This window comes from Actinomycetota bacterium (assembly GCA_004297305.1).
GTDB lineage: Bacteria > Actinomycetota > Actinomycetes > S36-B12 > FW305-bin1 > FW305-bin1.
Window position 1 is genome coordinate 213,607 of the sequence record SCTR01000009.1, and the last position, 13,269, is coordinate 226,875.

13 protein-coding genes and 1 tRNA gene are annotated in these 13,269 nt (G+C 69.9%); 10 read left to right on the forward strand and 4 right to left on the reverse strand.

Translation table 11 applies throughout. The annotated features are described in order from the left end of the window. The first annotated feature begins 12 nt into the window (after positions 1-12). From EPO13_09410 to EPO13_09420, 3 genes are all read left to right on the forward strand, one after another. Complete coding sequence (locus tag EPO13_09410) at positions 13-897, forward strand: hypothetical protein (GenBank protein TAK68964.1); 885 nt, start codon at positions 13-15, stop codon at positions 895-897. Between the two features lie 44 nt (positions 898-941). Continuing rightward, a tRNA-Met gene (locus EPO13_09415) sits at positions 942-1,016 on the forward strand. 293 nt (positions 1,017-1,309) lie between these two features. Beyond that, entirely contained in the window at positions 1,310-1,549 is a 240-nt protein-coding gene (locus EPO13_09420; GenBank protein TAK68965.1) for a hypothetical protein, read from the forward strand. Positions 1,550-1,629: 80 nt separating this feature from the next. Here the strand turns inward: EPO13_09420 and EPO13_09425 are convergent, their stop codons facing one another. Continuing rightward, the gene (locus EPO13_09425; GenBank protein ID TAK68966.1) at positions 1,630-1,950 is read right to left on the reverse strand and encodes an anti-sigma factor antagonist; all 321 of its coding nucleotides are present in this window, start codon (positions 1,948-1,950) and stop codon (positions 1,630-1,632) included. 494 nt (positions 1,951-2,444) lie between these two features. Here EPO13_09425 and EPO13_09430 point away from each other — a divergent pair, with 494 nt between their 5' ends. The 4 genes from EPO13_09430 (at position 2,445) to EPO13_09445 (ending at position 6,501) form a co-directional block, all read left to right on the forward strand. Then, positions 2,445-3,395: a hypothetical protein gene (locus EPO13_09430; protein TAK68967.1), complete on the forward strand. Its 951-nt coding sequence runs from the start codon at positions 2,445-2,447 to the stop codon at positions 3,393-3,395. A 27-nt stretch (positions 3,396-3,422) separates the two neighbouring features. Beyond that, positions 3,423-4,451 (forward strand): phosphotransferase family protein, encoded by a 1,029-nt coding sequence (locus tag EPO13_09435; GenBank protein ID TAK68968.1) that lies wholly within the window; start codon positions 3,423-3,425, stop codon positions 4,449-4,451. Next, on the forward strand, positions 4,448-4,912 hold the full coding sequence (locus EPO13_09440) for a hypothetical protein (GenBank protein ID TAK68969.1): 465 nt from the start codon (positions 4,448-4,450) through the stop codon (positions 4,910-4,912). The genes EPO13_09435 and EPO13_09440 overlap by 4 nt, the downstream gene beginning before the upstream one ends. A 203-nt stretch (positions 4,913-5,115) precedes the next feature. Next, positions 5,116-6,501 (forward strand): FAD-dependent oxidoreductase, encoded by a 1,386-nt coding sequence (locus EPO13_09445; GenBank protein TAK68970.1) that lies wholly within the window; start codon positions 5,116-5,118, stop codon positions 6,499-6,501. Positions 6,502-6,550: 49 nt separating this feature from the next. On the opposite strand, the gene EPO13_09450 is transcribed toward EPO13_09445, so the two are convergent. Both EPO13_09450 and EPO13_09455 read right to left on the reverse strand, forming a co-directional pair. After that, positions 6,551-7,612, reverse strand: coding sequence for an aldo/keto reductase (locus EPO13_09450; GenBank protein ID TAK68971.1), 1,062 nt, complete (start codon positions 7,610-7,612; stop codon positions 6,551-6,553). 66 nt (positions 7,613-7,678) lie between these two features. Next, complete coding sequence (locus tag EPO13_09455) at positions 7,679-9,007, reverse strand: hypothetical protein (protein TAK68972.1); 1,329 nt, start codon at positions 9,005-9,007, stop codon at positions 7,679-7,681. Positions 9,008-9,107: 100 nt separating this feature from the next. Here EPO13_09455 and EPO13_09460 point away from each other — a divergent pair, with 100 nt between their 5' ends. From EPO13_09460 to pruA, 3 genes are all read left to right on the forward strand, one after another. After that, complete coding sequence (locus EPO13_09460) at positions 9,108-10,517, forward strand: wax ester/triacylglycerol synthase family O-acyltransferase (GenBank protein TAK69066.1); 1,410 nt, start codon at positions 9,108-9,110, stop codon at positions 10,515-10,517. Between the two features lie 126 nt (positions 10,518-10,643). Then, positions 10,644-11,066 carry a hypothetical protein gene (locus EPO13_09465; GenBank protein ID TAK68973.1) on the forward strand — a complete coding sequence of 141 codons (423 nt, stop codon included), beginning with the start codon at positions 10,644-10,646 and terminating at the stop codon, positions 11,064-11,066. Between the two features lie 5 nt (positions 11,067-11,071). Then, complete coding sequence (pruA, locus tag EPO13_09470; GenBank protein TAK69067.1) at positions 11,072-12,697, forward strand: L-glutamate gamma-semialdehyde dehydrogenase; 1,626 nt, start codon at positions 11,072-11,074, stop codon at positions 12,695-12,697. On the opposite strand, the gene EPO13_09475 is transcribed toward pruA, so the two are convergent. Further along, complete coding sequence (locus EPO13_09475) at positions 12,688-13,221, reverse strand: DUF2505 domain-containing protein (GenBank protein TAK68974.1); 534 nt, start codon at positions 13,219-13,221, stop codon at positions 12,688-12,690. The two genes, pruA and EPO13_09475, sit on opposite strands and share 10 nt — an antisense overlap. Positions 13,222-13,269: the final 48 nt, after the last annotated feature.

The window sequence follows — 13,269 nt, forward strand, 5'->3', positions numbered from 1 at the left end:
CGGATCGTCCTGGTGGTCGCCGCGCTCGCCGTCGTGGGGGTGGCCGTCGTCGTACTGGCGCTGCACCCCGATCCGCTGGCAGCAGCCACCGGGCCGGCGCCGTCACCGAGTGGCGCGACGGCGGAGCCCGCGGCGTCGCCGGCCCCGGCCGGCTCGCGGCCGGCGCCCGGCATCGGCGCCGGCACTATGAAGCGGACGGTCTTCCTCGGCGACTCGATCACGTTCGGCGACGGCGGTGCGACCTCGGGCAGTCCCGGGCCGCTGTCGTGGTTCACCAGCCTCGTCAACGACCCGCGGTCGCCCCTGGTCTTCGAAGGGGCCATTGCCGAGATCGGACGGAGCAGCAGCTGGATGCTGAGCCAGGTCGACGCCGCGCTGGCCCTGAAGCCGGACTGGCTGGTCGTCCTGGGCGGCACCAACGACATCGGCGGGCTGACCCCGGAGCAGATCATCGGCAACCTTCGTGCCATCGCGAAGAAGGCCCAGAAGGCCGGAGTCACGGTTGCCGTGGCCACGTTGCCGCCGCGTGAGGCAGCGGACGCGAACGCCGAGACGCTCGCCGTGAACGCCCTCATCCATGGCCTGGACGCCGACGGAGTGGTCGTGCTCGACACCTTCGCTGCGGTCGCCGACGACAACGGCGACTGGGAGTCCGGGCTGACCGGCGACGGCATCCACCCGACGGTCGAAGGGGCGCGGCTGATGGGCCTGCGGGCGCTGCTGGAACTCATCGGCCAGCCGCAGGCCCGCGACGCCGCGCTGCCGAGTTCGTCCTCGACGTCCTCCGCGAGCCCCAGCACCGCGACGTCGTCCGCCCGGCCGGGTAGCAGCTCGGCGCGCAGTACGTCGACCGCCCGTTCGTCGTCCTCGGCCAGCGCGACGTCGACCGCGCGTTAGGGACGTCGGCAACGAGTCGGCCACCGGTTAGCCTGTGGCGGCCCGGGGCGGTAGCTCAGCTGGTCAGAGCGGCGGACTCATAATCCGACAGGTCGTCGGTTCGATCCCGACCCGCCCCACTCGCCGAATCGCCGGTTTCCGCAGACCAGGAGCCAGGTTGTCGCGGTGCTCGGACGGAGCGAAATAACCTTCGCGCTGCCCGTGTGACCTGTCTGTGACCTCGCGGCCTCGTCCAGGGCGGTCGCTACCGAGTCCAGCGTCGAATCCCACAGGTGGCCGTAGGTGTCCAGCGTGAGCGTCGCCGACGAGTGGTGGGGCTCCTGCGGCGTGTGGGTGACGTGCCGTTTCTGCCCAGTCGCCCCCGGGTAGAGGGGGTCGTGGCTACGGGGTCGACCGTTCGGAGAGGATCGCGATGGGCGTGGGCGTTGGAGTCCTTCTGCTCGCCGTCGGGCTGGCATTGGCGCTGGCCGTGCAAGACCGTATCGGTGGAGTTGACTTCGTGTTCCTCGGCTGGATCGTCGCCGGCCTCGGTGCCGTCGCGATCGTCCTCTCGCTCATCATGGTGGTGATCTGGCGGTACGAACAACTTAACGTGGAGCGCCCGAACGTGCCCCTGGAAGACCTGCTCAATCAGCCAGCGGACGCCCGGTGAGAAGAACTGTCAGGCGCCAGCAATGTGGCGGCTCATCGTGGCGGGTCTAGCACTTACGCAAGGCACAGTCGCGGGTCCGGTTACGCCGATACCGCCTGCGGTTCTGGCCCGGCCTGCACGTCCAGTACCCGGTCGACGCCAGCGAACTCCAGGGCACGGCGGGGAATCCGCTGCACGTTGATCACCCGAAAGCGGGCACCAGCGGTCAGCGCGGCCCCGTGCGCCTGTGCCAGAACACTCATCGCGGAGGAATCCAAGAACGTGACGTCTCGGAGGTCGACGACTATCTCGGAGGTCGGGGTTTGAAGATGCGACCAGATCGCAGCGCGCATCTCCTCCACGCGGGAGAGGTCGAGTTCACCGAAGAACAGGACGCGACGGGATAACGGGGTTGGGGCCATGTCCGCCCTCGGCTTCTTCTTGGTGCGAACGGGCCTAGTCTCAGGGCCTACCGCCCACGCCGTCGACTGAGGACGTATCGGGCTCGCGCACGCGACGCTACCTCATCACCGAGGGCAATGTCTGCACCTGACGACCAGGCGTCCGGGTACCGGAGGCGCCCCCGTCACACCGCCTCAGCCGCGCCGCCCGGCGGTCGCCGTCGGGCGTACCGCTGGATGAAGGACAAGGGCCGCCGACTCGGTGCGGGCTACCCCACTCACTATCGGGCCCGCGTTGCCGCCGGTCGGACTGCGGGATCTCACGATCCTGCTGCAAGGAAATGGCGGCGCGCGCTCCGTGAATTGTCCCGTCAGCTGCCGCGCTCGCAGGACACATGTCGATCCCGTGAGAAGTGCCGCATGGCAGGGCGAACGGCTGGGGGAGAACGCCCTAGACAGTCAGGGAGACAGCGGTCTACCGTCGCCCGGCGCGCTCGACGTCGATGGGGGGAGTTGTGCAACAGGGGACCACCGCGGGGCGTACGGACTACTCGATCTCGATTGACGAATCCGACGCCGGGAGCCACTTTCCGCCTGCCGACGCGGCCGATTCGTGGCAGGAGAGCTGGTTCCTGGTCTGGTATGACCCGGTCCACGCTATCGGCGGCTACCACCATGTCAGTTTTCGTCGTGTGCTGGGATTGGCCGACGTCACGCAATGGCTCGCTCGTGACGGTGTGGTCTGCCAGAAACTAGTCCAGACCGGCATACCGATTCCGCCGGGCGACTTGTCGGAGTTCAGTATCGGCCCCGCTGCGGTTCGCACGCTGGACCCGTTGCGCGCCTACGCGCTGACCTGCGCCGGTCGCTCTCCGGACGACATCGGTCTCGACCTTCGTTACGACGCGTACGCGCCCCTGCCGGTGGCATACCACCTCGATCGCGCCGGGATACAAACCGGCGCCGGTCACTACGACAGCCACGGACGGGTGACGGGGACCGCTCGAGTGGGCGAGCGCACCCTTCGGATTGACGCCTTCGCCCGACACGATCACTCGTGGGGGAATCGCGACTTCGGTTCACTCACCGGCTATCGGCTGGTCAGGGTCGGCCTGGGCCCGGACCTGTACGTGTCGGCGTCGACCATCGACAGCGTTCGTGGGCATGCCGAGTTCGGCTTCGTCGCCGAGGACGGCGTCGTACGCCAGATCGCCGCGTGCAGGATCGAGCCCAGGGCCGGTGTGGCGGGTTCGACCGGCTACGACATCCGCGCGTGGACCGAGGACGGGCGTGGCTACCGGTTCGACTGCGATCGGCTCGATGTCGCCGATGAATGGGTGCAGGGCACGCGGTTCATCAGGGCCGGATTCGGCACGTTCGCCTCGGGTGGCCGGATGGGAGGCGGCATGCTCGAGATCGGCTCGGTCGGCACGCGGCATGCCGACTCGCCCGAGCTACGACACTGACTCTGCTGCAGCGATTGTGGAGGACAAGTGACGGTCGCCGCGGAGCAGACTCATCGACGCCTTGTCGTCTTCCTGGCTGGCCAGGATCCGGTCTATCGCGACGCCACCGTGGTCGGATGGCGGCAGCTGCGGGGAGGCCAGAGCAGTGCCATGACGCACTGCTCGCTGCGACGGGCTGACGGCGTCGTCGAGGAACTCGTCCTGCGTACCGATGCCGACGCGGGCCACGCCGTGAGCTCCGGTGGGGACCGCGCCCAGGAGTGGCAGCTGGTGTGCGCTGTCGAGACGGCAGGCGAGGTGTCCATGCCGACGCCGCGGTTCTTCGACGCCCTTGGATCGATCAGGGACTCTCCCACGCTCATCTTCGATTACGTCGCGGGAGAACCCCTGCTGCGGGCAGCTCGTGCCGGCGACGCCGACGAGCGGCGCCGCTTGGCCGGCCAGGTCGCGAAGCTCGCTGCCAGTCTCGGGCACGTCGACGTCTCCGAACTCCCGGCGCATCTGTCGCTACCCGACTCTCCGGCCGCCTACCTGAGCGGCACGCTGGCCCGGCTGGCCGCGGTGCAACGAACTGCCGTCGAGCCGGATCCGTTCGTGCGCAGGGCACTGGCCTTCTTGTCGACGCACCGTCCGGCGCCGGCACCGCTGACTCTCGTCCACGGCGACTTCCATGTCGGGAACATCATGGTGACGCCGGCGGGCACCGGGGTGCTCGTGGACTGGGGCGCCCGCGCCCGCATCGGAGATCCGCGAGAAGATTTCGGCCACTTCGTGTTCGTGGCCTCGGGCATGCCACCGGACCTCGTCACGGAACATCGCGAATACGTCCTGTCGGAGTACCGAGAGAGCACCGGATTGTCCGAGCAGATCGTGAACCCGTGGTCGCTGACGTATTTCACGCTGCTCGCCGGCGTCGCCGTTGCCGCCGAGATGGTGCAGCGCGGCGCCCGTCTGGTTCACGACGGGACGGCCGGGACGCACGCTGCCTACGGCGCGCTGGTCCGGATCATGCAGCACCAGCAGGGTGAGCGGGCCCTTCGGGAGCTCGCACCATGATCGTCGATCCCGCCCCCGAGGAACTCATCCGGGCAGTCGTGCGAGACCTACGGGGCGAGGTCAAGGCCGCCGTCGCCGACAGCCCGGTCAGCGCCACGGTCGACGTCATGGTCAGCATCCTCGACGTCGTGGCCAATCAGCTGGAGCACCGGCAACGCATGATGAGCGAAGAAGTTCTCGCCATCCGGATGGTCGTCGACCAAGTCGCGCAGCAGTATCCGGAGTTCGCCGTGGGCGCGCCGACGGCGAGCGCTGCGCAGCCGCTCAGCCCCGCCGAGCACACGGCGCTCACGGACGACTATGCGCGCCTGAGCGATGTCCTCGCGCGACTCGGCGAACTGCAGTGGACGATGCCGGACGGTCCGATCCGGCAGGCGATAGCCGCCCTGTTCGCCCAGCGGCTGGCGCACGAGACGACGATTCTCGGTGGCCAGTTCCGGGCCGCCGGGCGCGACTCCTGACTGCCGCTGCGACCGCGGCGTCCGCCGGATCAACGGGGTTGCCGGGTAGGCCGGCGCCCGATGAGTATCTTCCGGAAGGCGGGGCTGAGTTGCTGGAGCACATGCGGGCGGGGATCCTGCGGGCGCAGCGCGGAGCCCCGGACATCACCTGATACACGTTCGCGCGGCTGAAACCGCAGACAGCCGATGGCCGCTGGGCCGGGATGGGGCAACTGATGACTGACGGCGCGATCGAGGTCGACCTGCTCGTCGTCGGGGGCGGTATGGCCGGCCTGTCGGCGGCGGCGTACGTCGCCACCCGCGGCGGTCGCGTCCTGCTGGTCGAGAAGGCTCGGCAGATCGGCGGTTCTGCTCTGCTCAGTGCCGGCGGGCTCGCGCGGCCGCGAACGCCGGCCGATCTCAAGGCGGTGAACCCGCACGGCGAGCCGTGGTTCGCCGACATGCTCGTCGACGATTACGACTCGGCGGTCGACTGGGTGACCTCGCTCGGTATCGCCGTCACCGACCCGGACGACTCCATCGTCGCGGTGATGGGATACCCCACCTCGCTGCGTGGCCACGACGTCGGGAGCTATCTGCCGCGGTGTCAGGCGGTGATCGAGGCGGCCGGTGGCCACGTCGTCCTGCAGGCCGAGGTGGCGCAGCTACGACGAACCGACGGTCGCGTGACGGGCGCCGTCGTGGTCGACCGGGACGGGCCGACCGAGGTCGTCGCGACGTGGACCCTGCTCGCCACCGGAGGATTCGTCAACGACGCCGAGCTACGGTCCCGCTACATCGGCCCGAACGCCGCATCGATGATCGTCCGTGCCAATCCGGTGAGCGACGGTGCGGGCCTGCGGCTGGGTCTGGCGGCCGGCGGTACGACGACCCCGCTGATGGACCGCTACTACGGGCACACTGCCCCGTGGCCGTTGGACCACCCGTTCACCCGGGCCGACTACGTCCGGTTGACCCAGCACTATCTGGCGCCGCACAGCGTGCTGCTGGACCGGCAGGGCAACCGCTTCGTCGACGAGTCGCTGGGGTACTACCGGAACTCGCACGAGGTACTCCGGCAGCCTGACGGACACGCGCTGCTGGTGGCCGATCAGCAAGTGCGAGACGCGGATGCTGCCGGCGGGGCGCCGGAGAAGACGCTGGGATACGAGCGTGTCGACCGAGTCGTCGAGGCGATGCGGTCCGGCGCCCACGTCGTGGAAGCCGCGACCTGGGCGGAACTGGACGAGCTGGTTCGTCCGTGGGGCTACACCGGCGTGGCCGCAGCGATGGCGACGTATCACCACCAGCTTCGCGACGAGGCACCGATGTCGCCGCCGCGGTCCCGCAACCGCGAACCGCTGGACCAGCCGCCGTTCTTCGCCATGGAGATTCAATCGACGATCTCCAACACGTGGGGCGGTTTGCAGATCGACGAACAGACCCGGGTCCTGCGGCCGGACGGCGATCCTGTCCCCGGCCTGCTGGCGGCCGGCGGCGACGTCGGCGGAGCGTTCTACGACGCGTACTGCGGCGGCCTCGGCATGGCTTTGATGACCGGCCTGCGCGCCGCCCGGCTGGTGGCCGCCGGGCTACCGATCCGTTCCTAGGCAAGCGGCGCACGGCGAACTCGCCAGGCCCTTGCCGGATCCGCCGGGTCTACTGTGTCCGGCGGCGCCGCAGGAACGGTTGGGACAGCGCCGGCGGAATCCAGCCGCGATCGGCCTGGGTCGTGTTCGTCCCGGGCGGCACTATGGCGTCGATCGCGTCGAGCAGATCCGGGGTGAGCGTCACGTCGGCCGCGCCGATCTGGGACTCCAGGTGTTCCAGCGTCCGCGGGCCGATGATCGGCGAGGTGATCGCCGGATGCTGCATCACGAACGCGATCGCCATATGGATCAGCGAGATGCCGGCCTGTTCCGCCAGCAGCGCGAGCGATTCGACGACCTGGAGTTTGCGCTGGTTCTCGTCGGAGCTCAGGTCGTAGCGGGCGGCCATCCGGACGGCCCGCTTGGACCCGGGAGCCTCCGCGTTCACCCGGTATCGCCCGGTCAGCCAGCCACCGGCCAGCGGCCCCCACGAGAGCACGCCCATGCCGAACTGCTGGGCGACCGGCAGGAGGTCGGCCTCGATGCCGCGCGCCAGGATCGAGTACGGCGGTTGCTCGGTGATGAACCGGCCGAGCCCACGCTTCTCGGCGATCCACTGGGCCTCGACGATCTGGTGGGCCGGGAACGTCGAACTACCGAAGGCGCGAATCTTGCCCTGCTGTCGTAGATCGGTCAGCGCGGACAGCGTCTCCTCGAGGCCGGTCGCCGGGTCGGGCCGGTGGACCTGGTAGAGGTCGATCCAGTCCGTGCCCAGACGCTTCAGGCTGGCCTCGACCTCCTGGATGATCCAGCGGCGTGAGTTGCCACGCTTGTTCGGGTCACCGGCGACGTCGAATCCGGATTCGGGCGGGATGCCCATCTGCCCGTGGAACTTCGTCGCGACGATCACCTCGTCGCGACGGCCGGCGATGGCTTTGCCGACGATGATCTCGGATTCACCCTGCGAATACATGTCGGCGGTGTCGATGAAATTGATCCCGCCGTCCAGAGCGGCGTGGATCACCTTGATCGACGTGTCGTGGTCACGCTCGCCCCAGTTGCCGAACATCATGGCGCCCAGACAGAGCGAACTGACGGTCATTCCGGTGTCGCCCAAGCTTCGGTATTCCATGACTGCGCACAGTAGACGAGCAGCGGTGGGATCGGGGCCGGGGGTCGGCCGACGCGCGTACGGCGATCAGGTCGCGAAGAGCAAAAGCAGTCCGACGAGCGTGTAACCCACCATGACGACCATCAGCGGCACTTGACCAAGGATCGCCCGACGTCGGGGGAACAACTCGATCGCCCGGTCGTGCGCGGCCAGCACGCCACCGACGTGCCCGGCGACGACGGCGACGACCATGATCGTCGACACGAGCGTCGGGTCGACCAACTCCGCCGGCGGCGTCCAGCCGGCCGTGCCCCACAGATTCGCGCCGGTGCCGAATGGATCGCTCAGATAGGCCAGGGTCTGCCAGCCCACCAGGACCAGGAACGAGTAGTAGTGGGCAACGACGTAGCCCAAGGCGATGGGCACGATGCTGTGGGCGAACTGCGCCGGCATGCGCCGCAGCGGAACGTCGCCGCCGCCGAGTGCGCCGGAGGCCGTCGTGGCGGCGACGTACACCAGGCCCATCAGAGCGATGACCACCACCAGTCCGCCGGCCGACAGCACTTCGAACGAGATGTCCTGGTCCTGCGCCCAGGCGAACCAGGTGGGTGAGTTCGAGAAACCGTCAAACGCGGTCGACCCCAGCATCACCACGACGAAACCGGCCAGGCCGGCGACCGCCGGAGTGCGCGACAGCGACGCGAGGGGGGAACGCCAGACCCAGCGACCGTCGTCGGCGCGCGACAGCAACGACAGCCGGCCGAGCAGGGTCGAGTACAACTCGAACCCGTCTGCGCGGTCGATCCAGCGCGATCCGAACATGATGGCGCCCACCAGGACTACCGCGCCGTAGCCGAGGAGGAACACCCGCAGCGTCACCGTGCTGGTCCGGTCCGGCGCGGCCAGTTCCAGCCAGAGGAACGCCAGCAGGGTCAGCGCTGCCGGCCAGCACCCGACGCGGTCGGATAGCCGGAAGGCGCCGTTCGCCGGGTCGAGACGCAGCAGCCGGGCCAGCCCCAGGTGGAGCGTGCGCAGCGGATTGAGGGCCCGCCACACCGGGCCGAACAGGGCGGAGGCGATGGCCAGCGTGCCGACCCAGAACAGGACGTAGACGGCGCCCGCCGTGGGATTGCGCGCATTGTCCGGGCCGACGAAGGCGGCGAGGGCGACGTAGCCCACAGCGAGCAGCCCGCCGAGGCGCAGCACGGTCCGCAGCGCTGCCGAGGACAAGGTCGTGGCCAGCCAGGCCGGTACATCTCGGCCCTGCATCGACCGGTACCGCGGTCGATGCCACAGCACGGCGAGCGCGACGAACGACACCGTGACGGCCAACGCGGCTGCGGTGAGGGCGAGCCCGAACGGGATGGGCAGGTCCTGCCGGCCACCGATGCCGTGTGCCGGAACGAAGACCGCCACCGTGCTCCCATCTGTCCGGCCACCCGTGGCGGCACCGCCGTACCATGCGCAGCGTGCCACGATGGCCGCGGTGCGGTTGTCGGTGGGTCGGGAGGTCAGCGTGGTCGACCGGCTCAGCGCGCTGGACGCGTCGTTCCTTTACATGGAGTCGGCCACCACACCGATGCACGTCGGCGGTGTCGCAATCTTCCAGGAACCCGATGGGGCCCCGTTTGACCACGAGGTGCTGCTGCGGCTGATCGGGGAGCGCATCGTCTTGACGCCCCGGTTCCGGCAGCGGATCCGGTCGGTCCCGGGCCGGCTGGCCGGTCCGGTGTGGGTCGACGACGCGGAGTTCGACCCGGAGTACCACGTCCGGCGGTCGGGGCTGCCCAGGCCCGGGACCGACGCTCAGCTGCGAGACCTGGTGGCACGGATCATGAGCCGGCCGTTGGACCGCCGCCGCCCGCTGTGGGAGATGTATCTGATCGAGGGCCTGCAGGACAACAGGTTCGCGATTCTGACCAAGACCCATCACGCGATGGTCGACGGGCTCGGCGCGGTCGACATCGGTCAGGTGCTGCTGGACGCCTCGCCCGAGCCGCGTGCCACCCAACCCGATGCGTGGCAACCGGAACCGGCGCCCAGCCAGGTCACCCTGGTGGCCGATGCGGTCTGCGACGTGGTGGGCCGCCTGGTCCGCTCGCCGTCCCGGATCGCGCAGCAGACGCGCGAGGTGATTGAGGACGTCGGGGCTGCGGCCGCCGAGTTGGCGCGGCATGGTGCCGGTGTCCTGGCCGCTGCGTTGTCCGTGGCGCGAGCGGCGCCGCCGGGTCCGCTGAACGGTGGGATTGGCGAGGCCCGCCGGTTCGCGACCGCCCGAGCCTCGGTCGCGGACCTGCGGGCGGTACGCCGGGCGCACGGGGGCACCGTGAACGACGTCCTGCTGGCCGTCGTCGCCGGCGCGCTGCGGACCTTCCTGCTCAGCCGCGGCGAGCCGCTGGACGACCGAACCACCGTCCGCGCTCTGGTCCCGGTCAGCGTCCGGACACCGGGCGATTCGACCCCCGGGAACCAGATCGCTCCGGTCGTCTGTGAGCTTCCGGTCGGCGAGGCCGACCCGGTGATCCGGTTGCAACGGGTGCGCCGGGAGATGGACACGGCCAAAGCGAGCGGCCAGCTGCTGGGGGCACGGTCGATCATCGGGTTGGCGGGGTTCGCGCCGCCCACGCTGCACCTGCTGGGATCCCGCGCAGCCAGCGAGTTGTCGCGCCGCGTCTACAACGTGCTGGTGACCAATGTGCCCGGACCGCAGTTCCCGCTCTATGCGGCCGGCGCCCGGATGCTCGCGGCGTACCCCGTGGCGCCGCTGGCCAAGGGCCAGGCGCTCGCCGTCGGGGTCACCTCGTACGACGGCGGGGTGTTCTTCGGCCTCAACGCCGATCGGGAGGCCATGCCCGACCTCGACCTGATCGCGGTGATGCTCACCGACGCGCTGGCGGAACTCGTCGCGCTGTCGCCACAGCCCTGAACCGCGCCGCCACAGCCCTGAACCGCGCCGCCACAGGCGTGGACCGAGTCGCCACAGCTTGGGACCGCGCCGCCGCGGGCCGAAGCCGCGACGCCACCGGAGCGCCGGCTGGGCCATGCTGTGCGGATGCGCGCCTATGTCCCGGTCAGCTCCGAGACGCTGCGTGAGGTCGCCGGTCACCGCCGGGTCCCGCCGGCGGCGGCGTACGCGGTGACCGGTGCGTTGCGCGCCGGGTATCCGGCGTACGACGAGGAAGAACTGGAGTACGAGGCGACGGTGCTCGCCGCGCTGGCGGCCCGGGCGCTCGCCGTCCCGGTTGCCGGCCAGGGTCCGTCGCAGCCCGCCTACGTGCTGGCTGTCGACGTGCCGAGCCAGCAGGTCGCGGAGACCGGCGACGCCGGCGTCCAGTTGACCGATGCCGTACCGCTGTCGGCAGTGGCGGCCGTGCTCGTCGAAGAACTCACCGCCACCGGACCGGTTCCCGACGAGGACCCGGAACTGTCCTGGTTCGCCACGCAAGAGCTCGCCGATCTGCTCCGGGACCGGTGACGACCGTGGACGCGCTGACCGCGGTGCCCGAACCGGTCAACGAGCGCGTCCTGGGTTATGCGCCCGGCAGTCCCGAACGCGCCGACGTGCTCGCCGCGCTCGCCGAGCTGGCCGGCGGCGTGGGTGACCTGCCGATGACCATCGGCGGCCGGCGGTGTGCCGCATCCGGCGATCCGGTCGACGTCGTTGCGCCACACGCCCATCGGCAGGTGTTGGGGACGTTGCGCGAGGCCGGTCACGTCGATGCCAGGGCCGCGGTACGAGCCGCGCTCGCGGCCGCTCCCGGCTGGCGCGACCTGTCTTTCGACGATCGCGCTGCGGTGCTGCTGCGGGCCGCCGACCTGCTCAGCGGTCCGTGGCGGGCGCGGCTCAATGCCGCGACGATGCTGGGTCAGGGCAAGACGGTCGGCCAGGCGGAGATCGACGCGGCCTGCGAACTGGCCGACTTCTGGCGCTTCAACGCCTGGTTCGGCAGCGAGCTACTGGCCGAGCAGCCCAGATCTGCTCCGGGAGTGTGGAACCGGGCCGACCACCGTCCGCTGGAGGGCTTCGTCTACGCCGTCTCGCCGTTCAACTTCACCGCCATCGCCGGGAACCTCCCGACCGCCCCGGCGCTCATGGGAAACACCGTCATCTGGAAGCCCGCCCCGACGCAGCAGCTCGCGGCGCAACTGACGTTGCAGTTGCTGGAGGAAGCCGGGCTGCCCGACGGGGTGATCAATCTGGTCACCGGCTCGGGAGTGGCGGTGAGTGAGGTGGTGCTGGCCGATCCCGACCTGGCCGGAATCCATTTCACCGGTTCGACGGCGGTGTTCCAGCAGTTGTGGCGTGCGGTGGGAGCGAACATCGCCGGGTATCGCGGCTACCCGCGTCTGGTCGGCGAGACCGGCGGCAAGGACTTCGTCCTGGCGCATCCGAGCGCCGATCTCGCCGTCCTGCGCACCGCGCTGGTCCGCGGTGCCTTCGAGTACCAGGGTCAGAAGTGCTCAGCGGCCTCGCGGGCGTACCTGCCGCGCAGCGTGTGGGAACGGCTGGGCGCCGAGCTGGTCGACCTCGTCGACGAACTGCCGATCGGGCCGGTAACCGACCTCTCGGTGTTCGCCGGCGCACTGATCGACAGGCGGGCGTTCAACCGGGTGACGGCGGCGATCGACCGCGCCGCAAGCGATCCGACGGTACGGATCATCGCGGGTGGGACGTACGACGACAGCGACGGCTGGTTCGTCCGACCGACGCTGCTGCTGTGCAGCGATCCGACCCGCGAATGGTTCTCCCAGGAGATCTTCGGCCCCGTGCTCGCGCTGCACGTCTTCGACGACGCCGACTACGACACCGTCGTCCGGCAGCTGGAATCGGTTGCGCCCTATGCCTTGACCGGATCGATCATCGCGCAGGACCGCGACGCGATCTCGGCGGCGACCCAGGCATTGCGGTTCGCCGCCGGGAATCTCTACATCAACGACAAGCCGACCGGTGCGGTGGTGGGGCAGCAGCCGTTCGGCGGGGCGAGGGCGTCGGGCACCAACGACAAGTCCGGCTCACGGCAGAACCTGCTGCGCTGGACCTCGACCCGGGTCATCAAGGAGACCTTCGTGCCGCCGGTCGACCATCGCTATCCCCATCAGCTGTGATGGTCGCCGTCCGGCCCGCCCGGACTCGCCGTCAGCCACGTCCTGGCGACGGTTTCCTCCTTGCGCAGGTAGCGCAGGACCTGGTCGCGCACGAGCTCTTCCACTTTCCGGCCGGCGAACGGGATCGACGACGTCACCTCGGCTGCGGCGGTGAGGGTGCAACCGCCGTCATCGTCGTCCGCCAGCGTCGCCGTGCCGGTCATGCTCGCCGGAGCCGAGCCGAACGTGGCGTGCACTGACGCCGTCCGGGAGCCGTCGGGCCCTGCCGCAGACCAGGTCTGGGTCTCGACGATGTCGACCGTCGGACCGATGAAGCGCTGGACCAGGCTGGGAGCGTCGGTCGTCGGCATGCTGCGGCGGCTCACCACCACGACGCCGTCCCCCTCCTCGCGGACCTCCGGCGTGGTCGACGTCGCCCCGCTGGCCTTGCCCTTGGCGGTGACGTACGCCGGGTCGCGCAGCATGGCGAAGGTGGCGCGCGCGTCGGCGCCGAACCGCTGAACGGCGGTGAATCGGGTACTCACAGCCGGCAGAGGCTACCGTGTCGGGGCCGGCACGAGCCGTGCCCGGTC